This is a genomic window from Salmonella sp. SA14318, assembly GCF_029866905.1.
Taxonomy (GTDB): domain Bacteria; phylum Pseudomonadota; class Gammaproteobacteria; order Enterobacterales; family Enterobacteriaceae; genus Salmonella; species Salmonella enterica.
Genome location: NZ_CP123282.1, coordinates 3,000,975 through 3,019,574 on the forward strand (window position 1 = coordinate 3,000,975; position 18,600 = coordinate 3,019,574).

The following is an 18,600-nucleotide window of genomic DNA, read 5'->3' on the forward strand; positions in this document are numbered from 1 at the left end:
AGCGTGATGGCATCCGGCTGGGCAAATGATGACGCAGTGAATGAACAAATCAACAATACCATTGAAGATGCCGTTGCCCGCGCTCGCGGCGAACTTCCTCACGGCGAAAGTCGCGATGAATGCGAATCTTGCGGCGACCCTATCCCTGAAGCGCGGCGTAAAGCCGTACCGGGCGTTCGGTTATGCATATCCTGCCAACAGGAGAAAGATTTACATAACGCAACATTTTCAGGATATAATCGCAGAGGTTCAAAAGACAGCCAGTTACGCTGACTTTTCTTTACCGAAACCGCCAGTATCATCCATTCCTTTACGCTCATGCTTTTTAGCGTTCTGCGTCGCAGAATGTGCCGTTAACCTCGACTCTGTAAAGCCAGATGACAAGAACGGTAAATTCCACCGTTGAATTAATTAATAATCAATAGGTTATTTGTCATTCAAAAATTTTGAGCAAGGCTGTCAATTCTATTCGATTTTATCTTTCGCAAAAAACCGTGATACTCATCACATCAACGAAAAATCGTCCCATAAACAGAATAACCTGCGAGAGATTAATCATGAAAACCATTAAATATGCTGTTGCAGCCATCGCGCTTTCTACCCTTTCTTTTGGCGCTTTTGCCGCAGAACCGGTTAGCGCGTCTCAGACGCAAAACCTGCATAAAATCGGCGTAGTGTCTGCCGATGGCGCCACCACGCTGGATGGCCTGGAAGCTAAACTGGCTGAAAAAGCCGCCGCTGCTGGCGCAAGCGCTTATAACATCACCTCCGCCGTGGGTAATGACAAAATGAGCGGCACTGCGGTGATTTATAAATAATTTACCTGCCCGCCAGATTTCAGGCTGTAACATCGCTGTTGTTTGAATTCTGACGGGTATTACCCTCGTCTGTTTGCCAACAGACCCACTGCTCCAACCCTCATTAACCCTGTTTGTTACCCTTATTTGCCCGTCCGCCACTGGACGGGCTTTTTTTATTCGCTAAAAGCCTGTTCGACGCGCGCAAGCCCGTCTTCTAACGTCGCCGCCTCTCCCGTCGCAACCAGACAACAGGCCATTTGCGTTTTTAATGATTGCGGCACCGACTCGTGGCCGGCAAGGCAGCGCTCAATCCAGCGCGCGGTGATTTCAGGATCTTTAGTCGCAGGCAGTGAAAGCGGCTCGTCGTACGTGTCGCTCTGGCGCTCATGCAGTACCTGCACGCCGCGGCTATCAATCAGGCTAATTTGCGGACAGCGTTGCGGGTTGGCATAGACTTCGCCTTCGGTACCATGCATCAGCAAAGCCCGCCCGCCAATGCGGCTAAAAAAGGTCGCCACACGCGGAACATATTCAGGATGAGAAACGCTTGATAAACGCAGCGCGGCATCCTCAGCAAATGGCGTCGCCAGCTTGGCCAGTGAATGCGCGCTGTTGCGCACGCCCATCCGCCAGCGCATCGCCAGCTGTTTTTCCAGCGGCGGGCAGAGCGCGCTCACCGGGATAAACACCGGCTGGCGCCCGTCCAGTTTGGCCTGCGCTTGTCCGCCGTGTAGGGTGGGCACAATCCCCATCAGCTCAAATATTGTTTCCGTCAGTACGCGGGTCGGATCTTCACTGACGCCGTGTACTACAACTGGAAAGCCCAATTTATGCAGCAGGATAGCCAGCAACGGCGTTAAATTCGCCTGTTTACGCGCGCCGTTATAGCTGGGAATAACGACCGGCAACGGCCTATCTGCGGGCGGTGTCAGTTTGATGGTATGATTCTGCATGGCTTCATAAAAGCCCAGCATTTCGGCTTCGCCTTCGCCTTTAATACGCAGCGCCATCAATATACTGCCCATCTCCAGGTCGGGGACGTCGCCATTCAGCATTCGGGTATACAAACCGCGCGCGGTATCCAGATCCAGATCGCGGGCGTGATTTTTACCTCGCCCGATCTCTTTGATGATCTTGCGATAATCCATTGAAAGCTCCTTGAAGTGTGCTCACAGCATTAACGCCGTCGGCGGCGTGCAGGTTTTGCTTTTGGTTTTACTATAACGTCTGGCACGGCAGGCTGCTCTATCGGAAAAACAGGTAAGGCATTCAGTAAACGCTGTCCGTAGTTTTTGGTCAACAAACGCTTATCATAAATGACCACTTCTCCCCGACAGGCGTGGCTACGGATCAATCGCCCTACCTGCTGAATTAAATTAAAAGACGCGCTTGGTAAACTTTGTACCTCAAACGGATAACGATTCAGGCTTTTTAGCCATTCGCCTTCGGTGATCACGACCGGGCTGTCGATCGGCGGGAAAGCAATTTTATGGATATGGACCTGCGTCAGCAGCTCGCCTTTAAGATCCAGCCCTTCGGCAAAAGACTGAAGCCCAACCAGCACGCTGCGTTCGCCGCTCTCCACCCGTTTACGGTGTAGCTCCACCAGCCGGTAACGCGGCTGGTCGCCCTGGACCAGGAGGAGTAAGCGCACATCAGCGACATGCTCCAGAAAACGCTGCATCGCCCGCCCGCTGGCGAACAGTACCAGCATACCATGATGTTTTTTGCTCTCCAGTTGCTCACGAAAATAGGCTGCCATTTCGGCAATATGCTGCTCTTCGTTATCAATGGTGGGTTCGTAGCGCATTTGAGGAATCACCAGTTTCCCCTGTTCCACATGATTAAACGGCGAATCCAGCGCCACAAAGCGGTCGCCGGCTTTTTCTTTTAAGCCGCTCATTTCCTGCAGACGCGAAAAGCTATTGAGCGAGCGCAGTGTCGCCGAGGTGACAATAATGTGCGGTACGCTGCGCCATAACAATCTTTCCAGCTGATCGCTGACGCGGATACCGACACAATGGAACCAGACGTGGAGTTGCCCTTCGCGTATTTCACGCGTCGCCCATTTGGACACCGGCGCGCCTGAAGACTGCGCCATCGAAGCCAGCCGCCATAATTTACTTTGCGCCTCGAACATTCCCAGCGCCCGGTTCATCTGTAAAATCACCCGATGCAAACGCACAATATCGTGCGATCCGGTTTTTTCGCTGAGATCGTTGAGAAAGGATTCCGCCAGCCCACGCAGCGTCTCGGTCAGCTTCGCCAGTCGCTGGCAGATTTCCATGACCTCATCAGGCAACTCGCCCATTGCAAAACGGTGCTCCGCCTCCTGCGCTGCGGGCATATACAGATTAAGAATGGCATTGAGCGAGGCGATCAGTTCGTACACCTCCTCGCAATGGGCGTTAAGTCGCTCAGGATTCGCTAACGGCGGCGTGGTCTTAGGGCGAAATTGCTCCATGCAGGTCGCCACCAGTTTGCTGAACAGGTCCAGTTGCAAGCGATACCAGGAGGCGGTAATTTCCGCGCTCATCTCCAGCGCATCGCGAGCGACATCGGGCAGATGATGACCTTCATCCAGTACCAACAGCAGATGCTTTGGTTCCGGCAGTACGGCTTCACTTTCCATCGCCGCCATTACCAGCGCGTGATTCGCCACCACGACTTCCGCTTCCTGTATTTCACGTCGGGCGACAAAGAATGGACATTCGCGGTAATAGTGACAGTTGCGGTTCAGACAACTGGCTTTATCGGTACTTAATCGCCGCCACAGATCGTCGTCAATAGCAATGTCGGTATGATCCCGCAGACCATCCCATTTGTAACCGTCAAGATCCCCTTTCAGCCTGGCGCAGCGCTTTTGCTCTTCCTGATTGTTAGGCGTCAGTTCGTCATCAAGAAAGGCGAGCAGATCCTGCTGCGTAGGCTCGCTACTGGCGAGCGCCGCCAGGTTTCGCGGACACACGTAACGCCCGCGGCCAAAGGCGGCGGTAAAGCGCAGATCGGGGATGATTTTTCGTAGCAGCGGCAAATCTTTGCTAAAGATCTGATCCTGTAACGCCACGTTAGCGGTACTGACCACCAGTGTTTTTTGCTCTTCCCGGGCAATGGCGATACCGGGAATAAGATAGGAGAGGGTTTTCCCGACGCCGGTCGGCGCTTCAATAGCCAGATGTCTCCCTTCTTCCCCGGCCAGCGTTCTGGCGACGTCAGCAATCATCTGCCGCTGCGGCGCACGGGGAATAAAGTCGGGAATCTGGTCCTGAAGCGCCTTATACCAGGCGGCGATTTGCGCTTTCAGCGCAGCGGTCAATGCCATGAGAAAACCTGAAGTACTGTATAAACAGCCACTATTGTGTCACATTTCAGGGGCGGGAAGTACCTTTTTTACCGGTTCTGGAAGGCGGCTCGCAACGCGATGTGTATTTTGCCGGATGACGGTGCAAGCACCTTATCGGGCCTACGTATTTGCATAGTCCGTAGGCCCGGTAAGCGTCGCGCTACCGGGCATGTTGCCGGATAAAATTTACTGGGCAGGCGTGATTCTGCGCGGGCGACGCGGCGGACGTGCTTTGTCGCCAGCGGGTTTCCCCTCGCCTGTGCGCGGTTTTGGTTTCGCCTTCGCCGCCCCGCTATCCTGACGTCGCGGCTGCTGACTGCGCCCCGCTCCCCCCTGATTTTGTCCGCGTCCACGACCGCCGCCGCCGCGCTGCTGACGACCGTTCTGAATCGGCTCCGCTTTAATCGACGGGTCCGGCTCATAGCCCGGCGTCGTAATGCGTGGGATCTCTTTTTTCAGCAATTTTTCGATATCACGCAACAGTTTATGCTCGTCAACACAGACCAGCGACAGCGCCTCGCCAGTTGCCGCCGCGCGACCGGTACGGCCAATACGGTGTACATAATCTTCCGGCACGTTCGGCAGTTCATAGTTGACCACGTGCGGCAGCTCTTCAATATCCAGACCACGCGCCGCAATATCCGTCGCCACCAGCACGCGAATATCGCCGGATTTAAAATCGGCCAGCGCGCGGGTACGTGCGCCCTGCGATTTATTACCGTGGATCGCCGCGCTGCGAATACCGTCTTTATTAAGCTGTTCCGCCAGATGGTTCGCGCCATGCTTGGTGCGGGTGAAGACCAACACCTGCTGCCAGTTGCCCTGGCCAATCATCTGCGACAACAGTTCACGTTTGCGTTTTTTATCGACAAAGTGCACGTGCTGCGTCACCTGCTCTGAGGCCGTGTTGCGGCGCGCCACTTCGATTTCCAGCGGGTTGCGTAACAGCTTTTCGGCAAGCGCTTTGATGTCGTCGGAGAACGTGGCGGAGAACAGCAGATTCTGACGCTTCGCCGGCAGTTTCGCCAGCACGCGACGAATGTCGTGAATGAAGCCCATATCCAGCATACGGTCGGCTTCATCCAGTACCAGAATCTCAATCTGATCCAGCTTTACGGCATTTTGATGTTCCAGGTCGAGCAGACGTCCCGGCGTCGCCACCAGCACATCCACGCCGCCGCGCAGTTTCATCATCTGCGGATTGATGCTTACGCCGCCAAACACCACCAGCGAGCGAATATTGAGGTATTTACTGTAATCTCTAACGTTTTCGCCAATTTGCGCCGCCAGTTCGCGGGTTGGCGTGAGGATCAACGCACGCACCGGGCGACGACCTTTAGCATGCGGCTGATGGGTAATCAGGTGCTGCAATAATGGCAGGGTAAAACCCGCCGTTTTACCGGTTCCGGTCTGGGCGCTGGCCATCAGATCGCGGCCTTCCAGCACGGCGGGAATCGCCTGTTGCTGAATAGGGGTAGGTTCACGGTAACCCTGCTCGGCAATGGCGCGCAGGATATCAGGGTTTAATCCCAGGGAATCAAAAGACATAACTACTCCGGACCGCCCCGACCGTTGCCGGTGTAGTTTTCAGGGAGATGCTCAAATTTGGAATGACAAAAACCACAATGTCATGAAGGGGCGGAGTGTAGCAGTTTTTGTGATGCGGCGCATAAATTATCCTTACGGTGAGCCGCGGGGAAAATGACGCCCCGCGACGGAGATCCATGCGTTATTGTTCAGCAAACGCCTCGCCGTAGAAACTTGCCAGCAGCAGTTGGCGCAGTTCCGATACCAGCGGATAACGCGGGTTAGCGCCGGTGCACTGGTCATCGAAGGCATCTTCAGACAGTTTGTCAACGTGTGCCAGGAAGTCAGCTTCCTGTACGCCTGCTTCACGGATAGACTTAGGAATGCCCAGCTCAGCTTTAATGCTTTCCAGCCATGCCAGCAGTTTTTCAATCTTAGCGGCGGTACGGTCGCCCGGCGCGCTCAGGCCCAGGTGGTCAGCAATTTCAGCGTAACGACGGCGTGCCTGCGGACGATCGTACTGGCTGAAAGCGGTCTGCTTGGTCGGGTTGTCATTCGCGTTGTAGCGGATAACGTTACAAATCAGCAGGGCGTTCGCCAGACCGTGCGGAATGTGGAACTGAGAGCCCAGTTTGTGCGCCATGGAGTGACATACACCGAGGAAGGCGTTGGCAAACGCGATACCGGCGATAGTCGCTGCACTGTGAACACGTTCACGCGCAACCGGGTTCTTAGACCCTTCGTGGTAAGACGCCGGCAGGTTTTCTTTCAGCAGTTTCAGAGCCTGCAGAGCCTGACCGTCAGAGAACTCAGAAGCCAGTACGGAAACGTAAGCTTCCAGGGCGTGAGTTACCGCATCCAGACCACCGAACGCACACAGGGACTTCGGCATATCCATCACCAGGTTGGCGTCGACAATCGCCATATCCGGGGTCAGGGCATAGTCAGCCAGCGGATATTTCTGACCGGTTGCATCGTCGGTCACAACCGCAAACGGTGTGACTTCAGAACCGGTACCGGAAGTGGTGGTGACGGCGATCATTTTCGCTTTCACGCCCATTTTCGGGAACTTGTAGATACGTTTACGGATGTCCATAAAGCGCAGCGCCAGTTCTTCGAAGTGAGTTTCCGGATGTTCGTACATGACCCACATGATTTTCGCGGCGTCCATCGGGGAACCACCGCCCAGCGCGATGATCACGTCCGGTTTGAAGGAGTTCGCCAGCTCAGCGCCTTTGCGAACAACGGAAAGCGTCGGGTCGGCTTCAACTTCGAAGAAGACTTCGGTTTCAACGCCAGCCGCTTTCAGCACAGAGGTGATCTGGTCTGCGTAGCCGTTGTTGAACAGGAAGCGGTCAGTCACGATGAGCGCACGTTTGTGGCCATCAGTAATCACTTCATCCAGCGCGATGGGCAAAGAGCCACGGCGGAAGTAGATAGATTTCGGAAGTTTGTGCCACAACATGTTTTCAGCTCGCTTAGCAACGGTTTTCTTGTTGATCAGGTGTTTCGGACCAACGTTTTCAGAGATGGAGTTACCACCCCAGGAACCACAACCCAACGTCAGGGAAGGTGCGAGTTTGAAGTTGTACAGGTCACCGATACCCCCCTGAGAGGCCGGGGTGTTGATCAGGATACGCGCGGTTTTCATCATCTGACCGAAGTAAGCAACGCGTTCTGGCTGGTTATCCTGGTCAGTGTACAGGCAGGAGGTGTGACCGATACCGCCCATAGCGACCAGTTGCTCCGCTTTATCTACCGCATCGGCAAAATCTTTTGCTCGGTACATGGCGAGCGTCGGAGAGAGTTTTTCGTGAGCGAAAGGCTCAGAGACGTCCGTTGCACTCACCTCCCCTATCAGAACCTTGCTATTTTCAGGCACAAAAATGCCGGCAATCTCTGCGATTGTAGCCGCTGACTGGCCGACAATTGCCGCGTTCAGCGCCCCATTTTTGAGCAATACTCCGCCTACAGCTTTCCTCTCTTTTTTATTCAGAATCACCGCGCCGCATTTCGCAAAACGCTCGCGAACGGCATCATAGACGGAATCAACAACGACAACAGACTGTTCAGAAGCACAGATTACGCCGTTATCGAAGGTTTTCGACATCAGGATTGACGCCACAGCGCGTTTAATGTCAGCAGTTTCATCAATCACTACCGGAGTGTTACCTGCGCCTACGCCGATAGCCGGTTTGCCGGAGCTGTATGCTGCTTTAACCATGCCTGGACCACCCGTCGCGAGGATCAGGTTAATATCCGGGTGGTGCATCAATGCGTTAGACAGTTCTACGGAAGGTTGATCGATCCAGCCAATCAGATCTTTCGGCGCGCCGGCAGCGATAGCCGCTTGCAGAACGATGTCTGCCGCTTTGTTGGTTGCTTCTTTAGCGCGCGGATGCGGAGAAAAGATGATGGCGTTACGGGTCTTCAGGCTAATCAGCGACTTGAAAATCGCGGTAGAGGTCGGGTTGGTTGTCGGAACGATGCCGCAAATAATACCGACAGGTTCAGCAATCGTAATGGTCCCGAAAGTGTCGTCTTCTGACAGCACGCCGCAGGTCTTTTCATCTTTATAGGCGTTATAGATATATTCGGAAGCGAAGTGGTTTTTAATCACTTTGTCTTCCACGATGCCCATACCAGACTCGGCGACCGCCATTTTGGCCAGCGGAATGCGGGCATCAGCGGCGGCCAGAGCGGCGGCGCGGAAGATTTTGTCTACCTGTTGTTGCGTGAAACTCGCGTACTGACGCTGGGCTTTTTTGACGCGCGCAACCAGCGCGTTTAATTCTTCAATGGAATTAATCGACATGGAAACCTCGAACGGAAACAGAGAAGCGCCGCCGCAGAACGCGGCGGCGAAAGTCATTAACGCAGACGATGCTTAATTTTTTCTACCATCATCGCGGTGGAGATGCCGTAGCGATCGTGCAGCGTCGGCAGCGCGCCGGCCAGCAGGAATTCGTCAGGCAAACCAACGGTATCCAGCTCACAGCGTACGCCTTTGCGCATCAGCAGCGCGGCAACCGCCTCCCCTAACCCGCCGACCGAGGTATGGTTTTCCGCGGTCATCACCAGGCGACCGGGCTTCGACGCCTGCTCAATAATCGCTTTTTCATCAAGTGGCTTGATTGTCGGCACGTGCAGTACGGCCACGCTGATATTATCGGCGCGTAGCTTTTCAACCGCCTCCAGAGCACGCATGGTCATCAGCCCGGAAGAGATAATCAGCACATCATTGCCGTCCTCCAGCAGTTTCGCCTTGCCCAGCTCAAACTGATAGTCGTACTTATCCAGCACCAGCGGCACCTTACCGCGCAGCAGGCGCATATACACCGGGCCGTTATGGTCAGCAATTGCCGGTACCGCCTGCTCTATCTCCAGCGCATCGCAAGGATCGACGATAACCATGCCGGGAATGCCGCGCATAATCGCCAGATCTTCGGTTGCCTGGTGGCTTGGGCCATAACCCGTCGTCAGGCCCGGCAGCGCTGCACAGATCTTCACGTTCAGATGCTCTTCGGCGATCACCTGATGGATAAAATCATAGGCGCGACGGGTGGCAAACGCAGCGTAGGTGGTAGCGAAGGGAATAAATCCCTCTTTCGCCATGCCCCCCGCCGCGCCCATCAGCAGCTGTTCCGCCATTCCCATCTGGAAAAAGCGATCCGGGAAAGCCTGGGCGAAAATATGTAGATCGGTATATTTTGACAGGTCCGCGGTCATACCGACGATTTCAGGGCGCTGCGCCGCCAGTTTCGACAGCGCGACGCCAAACGGCGCAGGGATCGTCGCCTGGCCTTCATCGGCGATAGAAGCAATCATCGCGGACGTTTTTAAACGTGGTTTACTCTGGCTCATTACAGCACTCCTTCCGGTTTGTTAGCGTCCAGCACCGCAATCGCTTTTTGCCACTCGTCAGCATCGACGCGAATAAAATGGTTCTTATCGCGGGTTTCGAGGAACGGCACCCCTTTGCCCATCAGCGTGTCGCAGAGAATGACCCGCGGCTGGTTGCTGGCATGACTTTTCGCGTTGTCAAAGGCCGCAATCACCGCAGCCAGATCGTTACCGTCCACGCGCTGTACGTACCAGCCGAAAGCGGCCCATTTTTCATGCAGCGGCTCAAAGCCGAGGATTTTGCGCGAATCGCCGTCCGCCTGCTGTTTGTTAACATCAACGATGTTAATCAAGTTAGTCAGGCCATAGTGGGCTGCCGACATCGCCGCTTCCCAGGTTGAACCTTCGTCCAGTTCCCCATCCGACATAGAGTTATAAACCCAGGAGGTACTACTTTTTTGCTTCAGCCCGAGCGCCATTCCTACGGCAATGGACAGCCCCTGCCCCAGCGAACCACCGGACATCTCCATTCCTGGCGTGTAGGTCGCCATCCCCGACATCGGTAGTCGGCTGTCGTCGGAGCCGTAGGTTTCCAGCTCCTCTTCCGGGATAATTCCCGCTTCCAGCAGCGCCGCATAATAGGCGATGGCGTAATGGCCGTGAGAGAGCAGGAAGCGGTCGCGCCCTTCCCACTCAGGGTCTTCCGGACGGTAGGTCATCGCGTGGCTGAACGCGGTTGCCAGCACATCGGCATAGCCCAGAGCCTGGCCGATATAGCCCTGTCCCTGAACTTCCCCCATTTGCAGGGCGTAGCGGCGGATGCGCCACGCCGCTGCGGCGACTTTTTGTGATTCGGTCATCTTCATCTCATTGCCTCGCTTAGTGAATTAACATGCCGCCGTTAACATCCAGGGTGATACCGGTGGAGTAGGACGCGAGATCGCTTCCCAGGAACAGCGCGGCGCGCGCGATGTCTACCGCATCGCCCAGGCGGTTCATCGGGATCCCGGCAAGGATGTTGGCCGTCATTTCATCGGTCAGCTTACCGGCGGTGATGTCGGTCTGAATCAGCCCCGGAGTGATGCAGTTTACGCGGACGTTATCGGGGCCAAGCTCACGCGCCATCGCCCGCGCCAGACCGAGCACGCCGGCTTTTGCCGCGCTGTAGTGCGGGCCGCCGAAGATACCGCCGCCGCGCTGGGCGGAAACGGAGGAGATGCAGACAATGCTGCCGGATTTTTGCGCTCTCATGACCGGGATAACCGCCTGTGACATCAACAGCGTGCCGCGCAGGCTGACGTCAAGCACCGCGTCATAATTAGCGCGCTTAATGTCCATTAGCTTCAGCGGCTGAGTAATACCGGCGTTATTCACCAGTACATCGACCCGACCATATTTAGCCATGATCTGTTCAATTGCCGCCTGAACCTGAACTTCGTCAGCGACGTTTGCCGCCAACCCGAGATGACCTTCGCCTAATGCCGCAGCTGCGGCTTCACTGGCTTCGCCATTGAGGTCGATAATGACCACTTTAGCGCCGTTTTCAGCAAATAATTTCGCGGTAGCAAAACCCAAACCGCGTGCGGAGGCCGCGCCAGTAATAATGGCGACTTTATCTTTTAATAACATATTTTCACTCCATGACATTACGTCATATTAATTAACAGGATATATTTCCGTTATTGTGGCTCATCGAGGAAGAGAATAACCACCAGACCAATTGCTGCGCAGATACCGAAATAGGTAAATACAGAATTAAAGCTGCCGGTCTTATCAAGTAAAAAACCCGCAGCCATCGGAGCGACAAACCCGCCGAGGTTGCCGCCGCTATTGATAATAGAAGAGGCAATGGGATACGTTTTCGTATCCGAAACCGCCATACCGTATGCTGTGAATGCGGGCCAGCCAATATTCAGGCATAAACCGACGAAGAATAACCCAACACATACCGCCCAGGTGCTTGCCGGAATATTCAGCATAATTAACATCATGACCACGGTAGAAATAGCAGTAAACATCATCGTTGGCTTACGACGACGGCCTAATACTTTATCCGAAATCCATCCGCCGCCAATCGCGCCAATAAACCCGCCGATGCACGGCATACTGGCTACAAACCCCATACTCATGACATCAAAACCGCGCTCTTTCACTAAATAGAGCGGAATCCAGGTTAATAAGCCGTACAGCACGCTAACCATCATAAAATAGGCCAGGCAGTCACCGAGGATATTTTTGGAAGTAAATAATCCTTTTGCCGTATCGATAGGCGCCATTTTTTTCACCCGAATAATTTTATCCAGCAAAGTGAAACGATCGGCAATTAATATATTTTCCCGCACGGTGTTTTTATGGATATCACGCCCGGCATTAATCTCTTCCAGTTCACTTTGCGAAACAAATCCGCTCTCTGAAGGTTTGGACTTAACCAGTAAATACCAGGCAATCGCCGCCACGATCCCCGGGATCGCAAAGGAGAAAAAGACCCACCGCCAGCCCCAGGTGACCGCAATCCACACCGCCAACGGCGGCACGATAATCGGCGCAAACATGGTGGCCGCGATATAAACGCCGGTTGCCGTGGCTTTCTCTTTCGGCGGAAACCAGTTATTAATCGTTGAAGCCAGACCCACCGGGCATGGTCCTTCGCTAAGCCCCAGTCCCAGTCGCACCATCTTCAGGCTAAACACCGAACTTACCGTGCCCATCAGCCAGGTGAAAGCGGAAAAGCCGAAAATTGATAGTGAAACTAACCCCCGCGTGCCGCGTTTGGCGATAAAAAAACCTGCCGGGATCTGGCTTACCGCGTAGCCAAGGAAAAACATACTGGCGATGGCCCCGGCTTCAAAGTTGTTGATATGAAACTCATCAATGATAAACGGCAGCACCGCGCCGATATTGGTTCTGTCGGCGTAATTTATTGCATACACCAGGAAAATCATCGTCAAAACCACCAAACGATATTTTGTCTTCCTGGCGTCAGTACAGACTACAGTATCTATACGTGACATAGGGTATCCTCATTATTGTTTATACCCTTCATACTTCAAGTTGCTTATGTGTTGGCTACGCTCGCTCACCCCAGTCACATAGTTATCTATGCTCCTGGGGACTCACTCCCTTGCCGCCTTTAAGCAACTCGAATTATTTTGGGTATATGTTTTTTTCGCGAACCTTACCGCATCGCGCCTTGTTATCAGGCCTGTGGTTGCAATATAACAATCCCCAAAAGAAACGGTATTCAAAAAACCTCAATTATGAATGAGGAAAATTTGCTTCGTGACTGGATTCAAATTATTGTTGAATCATCTTGACCGACAGAAATGGCAGATAAAACTGTTAACTTCATCACGAATTACCCCATAACTTATTTTTCGCCTATGTTAAGCTGACCAGGTATTAGGGGAGTAACCGCTGAATTTACTTCCTGGGGTAATAAAATTGGGCGATCATCATTCCATTCACCGGAGATAGTCATGAACCAGCCACTACAGAATAAAAGCTTGCCTGTGCCATCTTTACGCAATATCCAGGCATTCATTGAAGTGGCTGATACCAACAGCCTGAATCTGGCAGCTGAAAATCTCAATGTTACGGCCTCCGCGGTAAGCCATCAGATAGCCAGTCTGGAACAGTATCTGGGAAAGAAACTTTTTTCGCGCAGCAGTAAAGGCGTCGTATTGACCGCGATTGGTGAAAAATATTTAAAAGAGGTTTCGGGGGCGTTAAACATTATTGGACAGGCTACCAACCAGGTCATAAATGATATTCACCAGGATTATTTACGCATACATTCAGCACCGAGTTTTGGATTGCTATGGTTGATGCCCCGTCTGAATAAATTTCGCCAGGCCTGGCCTGAACTTAAAATTAGCCTGACCTGTTCTTACGAAAGTATTCAGTTCTCCCGTGATAATATCGATATCGATATCCGCCACGGCCTTTCACAATGGCCGACGCTGGTCGTCAAAACCATAAAAAATGAACGTATGCTCCCCTATACATCATCGACTTATTTAGCGAGTCATAGCATTCAAAACATTGAAGATTTACTGGGTTGCGATCTTATTCATTCAGATAGCACGCTGATCAACTGGAGCAACTGGCTGTCCTGGCATAAGGTTCGCGGCTGGAATAAAAACTTTATTTTTAATTTTGACCGTTCCTATATGAGCATTGAGGCTGCACGTATGGGCATGGGTATTATTCTTGAAAGCAATTTACTGGCCGGACAAAGCGTTAGCCAACGCCACCTGGCGCCCGTTTTTACGACTGACGTGAGTATGCCGGTTAACGCTCACCACTTCGTTTTGCCACACCACAATGAACAAAAAGAGAAAGTGAGGATATTCTTTAATTGGGTTTCCAAAGAGCTAAGCCGCGAAGGATTTCAGATCTAATAGCTGGCGGTAGACAAACCTGAAATGTGCGCCTAAAGTTAATCAATCGATTGATTAAAAATTAGGGCGTGTGATGAATATTCCCACCACGACCACCAAGGGCGAGCAGGCGAAAAGTCAGCTCATTGCCGCCGCACTGGCGCAGTTTGGCGAGTATGGCCTCCATGCCACCACGCGCGATATCGCCGCGCTGGCGGGGCAAAATATTGCCGCCATTACTTACTATTTCGGCTCAAAAGAGGATTTATACCTCGCCTGCGCCCAGTGGATTGCCGATTTTCTTGGCGAAAAATTTCGCCCCCATGCTGAAAAAGCGGAACGTCTGTTTAGCCAGCCTGCCCCTGACCGGGACGCCATACGCGAGCTCATTCTGCTCGCCTGCAAGAACATGATTATGCTGCTGACGCAGGAAGACACCGTTAACCTGAGCAAATTTATTTCACGCGAGCAGCTCTCTCCCACGTCGGCCTATAAATTGGTTCATGAACAGGTTATCGATCCGTTGCACACCCATCTGACAAGATTGGTTGCCGCTTATACCGGCTGCGACGCCAATGATACGCGCATGATTTTGCATACCCATGCCTTACTGGGCGAAGTGCTGGCGTTTCGTCTCGGCAAAGAAACTATTCTGTTACGTACCGGCTGGCCGCAGTTTGATGAAGAAAAAGCGGAGCTGATTTACCAGACGGTAACCTGCCACATCGATCTTATTCTGCACGGTTTAACGCAAAGGAGTCTGGACTGATGAAAAAACCTGTCGTTATCGGACTGGCAATCGCAGCGCTCATCGCTGTGATTGCCGGTGGAACCTGGTGGTATCAAAGTCGGCAGGACGATGGGCTGACGCTATACGGTAATGTCGATATCCGTACCGTCAATATCAGCTTTCGCGTCGGCGGCAGGCTGGCGTCGCTGAATGTTGATGAAGGCGATGCCATCAAAGCCGGACAGGTGCTCGGCGAACTGGATCACGCGCCATACGAAAACGCGCTAATGCAGGCGAAAGCTGGCGTGTCGGTCGCGCAGGCGCAATATGATTTGATGCTGGCAGGCTATCGCGATGAAGAGATAGCCCAGGCCGCCGCCGCCGTCAGACAGGCGCAAGCCGCCTATGACTACGCACAAAACTTTTATAACCGTCAGCAAGGATTGTGGAAAAGCCGCACCATTTCCGCTAACGATCTGGAAAACGCCCGCTCATCGCGCGATCAGGCGCAGGCGACGCTGAAGTCCGCGCAGGATAAACTGAGCCAGTACCGTACCGGTAATCGTGAACAGGATATCGCCCAGGCGAAAGCCAGCCTGGAACAGGCAAAGGCCCAACTGGCGCAGGCGCAGCTTGATTTGCAGGACACTACGCTTATCGCGCCTGCCAACGGAACCTTGCTCACCCGCGCGGTCGAGCCTGGCAGTATGCTGAACGCCGGCAGCACGGTATTAACGCTCTCGCTGACCCGCCCCGTCTGGGTGCGCGCCTATGTCGATGAACGCAACCTCAGTCAGACGCAACCGGGGCGCGACATTCTGTTGTATACCGACGGTCGTCCTGACAAACCTTACCACGGCAAGATTGGTTTCGTTTCGCCCACCGCGGAATTTACGCCGAAAACCGTCGAAACGCCGGATCTGCGTACCGATCTCGTCTATCGCCTGCGCATTATCGTCACCGATGCGGACGATGCGTTACGCCAGGGGATGCCAGTCACGGTGAAATTTAATGACGAGGCACGGCATGAGTGAGGCCGTTATTACGCTGCACGGTCTGACGAAGCGCTTTGCGGGAATGGATAAACCCGCCGTCGCGCCGCTCGACTGTACCATTCATTCCGGTTATGTCACCGGGCTGGTAGGGCCGGACGGCGCAGGAAAAACCACGCTAATGCGTATGCTGGCGGGCCTGCTCAAAGCCGATGGCGGCAGCGCGTCCGTATTGGGCTTCGATCCGATACAAAACGACAGCGAGCTGCACGCGGTTCTGGGCTATATGCCGCAGAAATTCGGTCTGTATGAAGATCTTACCGTCATGGAGAACCTTAATCTCTATGCCGATTTACGCAGCGTTACCGGCGAGATACGGGAAAAGACCTTTGCCCGTTTGTTGGAGTTTACCGCCCTCGGCCCTTTCACTGGCCGTCTGGCAGGAAAATTGTCCGGCGGGATGAAGCAAAAACTGGGGCTGGCCTGTACGCTGGTCGGCGAACCGAAAGTGCTGCTGTTGGATGAACCGGGCGTTGGCGTTGACCCGATTTCACGGCGCGAGTTGTGGCAAATGGTCCACGAACTGGCGGGCGACGGGATGCTGATTTTATGGAGCACCTCCTATCTGGATGAAGCCGAACAGTGTCGCGATGTACTGCTGATGAATGAAGGCGAGCTGCTCTATCAGGGCGAACCTAAAGCGCTGACGCAAACGATGGCCGGACGTAGCTTTCTGATGAGCAGTCCACAGGAAAACAACCGTAAGTTACTACAGAGAGCGCTCAGACTGCCGCAGGTGAGCGACGGCATGATTCAGGGACGTTCGGTACGCCTGATCCTGAAAAAAGAGGCGACCGCAGCAGATATTCGTCAGGCCGAAGGGATGCCGGAAATCACCCTCAATGAGACCGCGCCGCGCTTCGAAGATGCGTTTATCGATCTGCTTGGCGGAGCGGGAACCTCGGAGTCTCCGCTGGGTTCAATCCTGCATACGGTTGAAGGCACTGCCGGCGAAACGGTGATTGAAGCGCAGGAACTGACGAAAAAATTTGGCGATTTCGCGGCCACGGACCATGTTAATTTCGTCGTACAACGCGGCGAGATTTTTGGCCTGCTCGGCCCGAACGGCGCGGGTAAATCAACCACCTTTAAAATGATGTGCGGCCTGCTGGTGCCGACGTCCGGCAAGGCGCTGGTGCTGGATATGGACCTGAAAGTCAGCTCCGGCAAAGCCCGTCAGCATCTGGGCTATATGGCGCAAAAATTTTCGCTTTACGGCAACCTGACGGTTGAGCAGAACCTGCGTTTTTTCTCCGGCGTCTATGGTTTGCGGGGCCGCGCGCAAAATGAAAAAATTCAGCGCATGAGTGAAGCGTTTGGTCTGAAAAGCATCGCGTCGCATCCCACCGATGCGCTGCCGCTGGGCTTTAAACAGCGACTGGCGCTGGCCTGCTCGCTGATGCACGAACCGGATATTTTATTCCTTGATGAACCAACGTCCGGGGTTGATCCCCTCACCCGCCGTGAATTTTGGCTGCATATTAATAGCATGGTGGAAAAAGGGGTCACGGTAATGGTGACGACCCACTTTATGGATGAGGCGGAATATTGCGATCGCATCGGACTGGTTTATCGCGGGAAGCTTATCGCCAGCGGTACGCCGGACGATCTCAAAGCGCAGGCCGCCGATGAGCAACAGGCCGATCCAACGATGGAGCAGGCCTTTGTCACTCTCATCAATGACTGGGATAAGGAGCATACGCATGAGTAAGTCTCTCTCCTGGCGCCGCGTGCGTGCGTTGTGCGTCAAAGAGACGCGCCAGATCGTGCGCGATCCCAGTAGCTGGCTGATTGCGGTGGTGATCCCGCTACTGTTGCTGTTTATTTTTGGTTACGGCATTAACCTCGACTCCAGCAAGCTGCGGGTGGGGATTCTGCTTGAACAACAAAGCCAGGAGGCGCTGGATTTCACTCATGCGATGACCGGTTCACCCTATATCGACGCGACCATTAGCGATAATCGCCATGAATTAATTGAAAAAATGCAGGCCGGACGCATTCGCGGACTGGTGGTGATTCCGGTGGATTTCGCGCAGCAAATGGCGCGCGACGGTGACAGCGCGCCGATTCAGGTGATTACCGACGGCAGCGAGCCAAACACCGCCAACTTCGTTCAGGGTTATGTGGAAGGCATCTGGCAAATCTGGCAACAGCAGCGGGCGGAAGATCGCGGCGACACCTTTGAACCGCTCATCGACGTCCAGACGCGCTACTGGTTTAACCCGGCGGCGATCAGTCAGCATTTTATTATTCCCGGGGCGGTGACCATTATCATGACGGTAATTGGCGCAATCCTCACCTCGCTGGTCGTTGCCCGCGAATGGGAGCGCGGCACGATGGAGGCGCTGCTCTCAACCGAAGTGACGCGTGTTGAACTGCTGCTGTGTAAGCTTATTCCCTATTACTTTCTCGGTATGCTGGCGATGCTGCTCTGTATGCTGGTATCGGTGTTTATTCTCGGCGTGCCGTATCGCGGTTCGCTGGTGATTCTGTTTATCATCACCAGTCTGTTTTTACTGAGTACGCTGGGGATGGGGCTGTTGATTTCCACCATCACTCGCAACCAGTTTAACGCCGCGCAGGTGGCGCTGAACGCCGCCTTTTTGCCCTCAATTATGCTGTCCGGGTTTATCTTCCAGATAGACAGTATGCCTGCGGTGATCCGCGCGGTGACCTATATTATTCCGGCGCGCTATTTTGTTAGCACCCTGCAAAGTCTGTTTCTGGCCGGCAATATTCCGGTCGTGTTAGGCGTTAACGTACTGTTTTTAATCGCCTCGGCGGTGATGTTTATTGGCCTGACGTGGCTAAAAACCAAACGACGGCTGGATTAAATATGTGTATGGATAATTGTCGTCGTAGGCCGGATAAGGCGTTCACGCCGCCATCCGGCATTATGCCTGATGCGCTTTGCTTATCAGGCCTA

15 protein-coding genes are annotated in these 18,600 nt (G+C 53.7%); 7 read left to right on the plus strand and 8 right to left on the minus strand.

The features are described from left to right. The first annotated feature begins 6 nt into the window (after positions 1 to 6). Positions 7 to 273 carry a DksA/TraR family C4-type zinc finger protein gene (locus tag QEN32_RS14440; RefSeq protein WP_000146332.1) on the plus strand — a complete coding sequence of 89 codons (267 nt, stop codon included), beginning with the start codon at positions 7 to 9 and terminating at the stop codon, positions 271 to 273. A 284-nt stretch (positions 274 to 557) separates the two neighbouring features. After that, entirely contained in the window at positions 558 to 818 is a 261-nt protein-coding gene (gene ybiJ / locus QEN32_RS14445; RefSeq protein ID WP_000849089.1) for a DUF1471 family protein YbiJ, read from the plus strand. 155 nt (positions 819 to 973) lie between these two features. On the opposite strand, the gene ybiB is transcribed toward ybiJ, so the two are convergent. From ybiB to QEN32_RS14485, 8 genes are all read right to left on the minus strand, one after another. Continuing rightward, positions 974 to 1,948 (minus strand): DNA-binding protein YbiB, encoded by a 975-nt coding sequence (ybiB, locus tag QEN32_RS14450; RefSeq protein ID WP_023138452.1) that lies wholly within the window; start codon positions 1,946 to 1,948, stop codon positions 974 to 976. A 29-nt stretch (positions 1,949 to 1,977) separates the two neighbouring features. After that, the gene (gene dinG / locus QEN32_RS14455; RefSeq protein WP_001218630.1) at positions 1,978 to 4,122 is read right to left on the minus strand and encodes an ATP-dependent DNA helicase DinG; all 2,145 of its coding nucleotides are present in this window, start codon (positions 4,120 to 4,122) and stop codon (positions 1,978 to 1,980) included. 207 nt (positions 4,123 to 4,329) lie between these two features. Then, a complete protein-coding gene (gene rhlE / locus QEN32_RS14460; RefSeq protein WP_000007065.1) occupies positions 4,330 to 5,691 on the minus strand; it encodes an ATP-dependent RNA helicase RhlE in 1,362 nt (453 codons plus the stop codon). Between the two features lie 181 nt (positions 5,692 to 5,872). Continuing rightward, positions 5,873 to 8,485, minus strand: coding sequence for a bifunctional acetaldehyde-CoA/alcohol dehydrogenase (gene adhE / locus QEN32_RS14465; RefSeq protein ID WP_023254499.1), 2,613 nt, complete (start codon positions 8,483 to 8,485; stop codon positions 5,873 to 5,875). Positions 8,486 to 8,541: 56 nt separating this feature from the next. Then, on the minus strand, positions 8,542 to 9,534 hold the full coding sequence (locus QEN32_RS14470; RefSeq protein WP_000083414.1) for a transketolase family protein: 993 nt from the start codon (positions 9,532 to 9,534) through the stop codon (positions 8,542 to 8,544). Beyond that, positions 9,534 to 10,379 (minus strand): transketolase, encoded by an 846-nt coding sequence (locus QEN32_RS14475; RefSeq protein WP_080185100.1) that lies wholly within the window; start codon positions 10,377 to 10,379, stop codon positions 9,534 to 9,536. Before QEN32_RS14475 ends, QEN32_RS14470 begins: the two co-directional genes overlap by 1 nt. Positions 10,380 to 10,392: 13 nt before the next feature. Further along, positions 10,393 to 11,142, minus strand: a complete 750-nt coding sequence (locus QEN32_RS14480; protein ID WP_000924697.1) for an SDR family NAD(P)-dependent oxidoreductase — start codon at positions 11,140 to 11,142, stop codon at positions 10,393 to 10,395. Positions 11,143 to 11,192: 50 nt separating this feature from the next. Further along, on the minus strand, positions 11,193 to 12,524 hold the full coding sequence (locus QEN32_RS14485) for an MFS transporter (RefSeq protein ID WP_001518324.1): 1,332 nt from the start codon (positions 12,522 to 12,524) through the stop codon (positions 11,193 to 11,195). Positions 12,525 to 12,989: 465 nt separating this feature from the next. Here QEN32_RS14485 and QEN32_RS14490 point away from each other — a divergent pair, with 465 nt between their 5' ends. The 5 genes from QEN32_RS14490 (at position 12,990) to QEN32_RS14510 (ending at position 18,508) form a co-directional block, all read left to right on the plus strand. Next, complete coding sequence (locus tag QEN32_RS14490; RefSeq protein WP_001075547.1) at positions 12,990 to 13,913, plus strand: LysR substrate-binding domain-containing protein; 924 nt, start codon at positions 12,990 to 12,992, stop codon at positions 13,911 to 13,913. A gap of 73 nt (positions 13,914 to 13,986) precedes the next feature. Further along, positions 13,987 to 14,661, plus strand: a complete 675-nt coding sequence (gene cecR, locus QEN32_RS14495; protein ID WP_140236089.1) for a transcriptional regulator CecR — start codon at positions 13,987 to 13,989, stop codon at positions 14,659 to 14,661. Next, on the plus strand, positions 14,661 to 15,656 hold the full coding sequence (hlyD, locus tag QEN32_RS14500; RefSeq protein WP_001616965.1) for a secretion protein HlyD: 996 nt from the start codon (positions 14,661 to 14,663) through the stop codon (positions 15,654 to 15,656). Before cecR ends, hlyD begins: the two co-directional genes overlap by 1 nt. Continuing rightward, the gene (locus QEN32_RS14505; protein WP_265322347.1) at positions 15,649 to 17,385 is read left to right on the plus strand and encodes an ATP-binding cassette domain-containing protein; all 1,737 of its coding nucleotides are present in this window, start codon (positions 15,649 to 15,651) and stop codon (positions 17,383 to 17,385) included. Before hlyD ends, QEN32_RS14505 begins: the two co-directional genes overlap by 8 nt. Then, positions 17,378 to 18,508 (plus strand): ABC transporter permease, encoded by a 1,131-nt coding sequence (locus QEN32_RS14510; RefSeq protein ID WP_000045765.1) that lies wholly within the window; start codon positions 17,378 to 17,380, stop codon positions 18,506 to 18,508. Before QEN32_RS14505 ends, QEN32_RS14510 begins: the two co-directional genes overlap by 8 nt. The last annotated feature ends 92 nt before the right edge of the window (positions 18,509 to 18,600 follow it).

Coding starts and splice junctions, on each gene's coding strand:
- QEN32_RS14440 (WP_000146332.1), top strand. CDS start 7: ATGGCATCCGGCTGGGCAAATGATGACGCAGTGAATGAACAAATCAAC.
- ybiJ (WP_000849089.1), top strand. CDS start 558: ATGAAAACCATTAAATATGCTGTTGCAGCCATCGCGCTTTCTACCCTT.
- ybiB (WP_023138452.1), bottom strand. CDS start 1,948: ATGGATTATCGCAAGATCATCAAAGAGATCGGGCGAGGTAAAAATCAC.
- dinG (WP_001218630.1), bottom strand. CDS start 4,122: ATGGCATTGACCGCTGCGCTGAAAGCGCAAATCGCCGCCTGGTATAAG.
- rhlE (WP_000007065.1), bottom strand. CDS start 5,691: ATGTCTTTTGATTCCCTGGGATTAAACCCTGATATCCTGCGCGCCATT.
- adhE (WP_023254499.1), bottom strand. CDS start 8,485: ATGTCGATTAATTCCATTGAAGAATTAAACGCGCTGGTTGCGCGCGTC.
- QEN32_RS14470 (WP_000083414.1), bottom strand. CDS start 9,534: ATGAGCCAGAGTAAACCACGTTTAAAAACGTCCGCGATGATTGCTTCT.
- QEN32_RS14475 (WP_080185100.1), bottom strand. CDS start 10,379: ATGAAGATGACCGAATCACAAAAAGTCGCCGCAGCGGCGTGGCGCATC.
- QEN32_RS14480 (WP_000924697.1), bottom strand. CDS start 11,142: ATGTTATTAAAAGATAAAGTCGCCATTATTACTGGCGCGGCCTCCGCA.
- QEN32_RS14485 (WP_001518324.1), bottom strand. CDS start 12,524: ATGTCACGTATAGATACTGTAGTCTGTACTGACGCCAGGAAGACAAAA.
- QEN32_RS14490 (WP_001075547.1), top strand. CDS start 12,990: ATGAACCAGCCACTACAGAATAAAAGCTTGCCTGTGCCATCTTTACGC.
- cecR (WP_140236089.1), top strand. CDS start 13,987: ATGAATATTCCCACCACGACCACCAAGGGCGAGCAGGCGAAAAGTCAG.
- hlyD (WP_001616965.1), top strand. CDS start 14,661: ATGAAAAAACCTGTCGTTATCGGACTGGCAATCGCAGCGCTCATCGCT.
- QEN32_RS14505 (WP_265322347.1), top strand. CDS start 15,649: ATGAGTGAGGCCGTTATTACGCTGCACGGTCTGACGAAGCGCTTTGCG.
- QEN32_RS14510 (WP_000045765.1), top strand. CDS start 17,378: ATGAGTAAGTCTCTCTCCTGGCGCCGCGTGCGTGCGTTGTGCGTCAAA.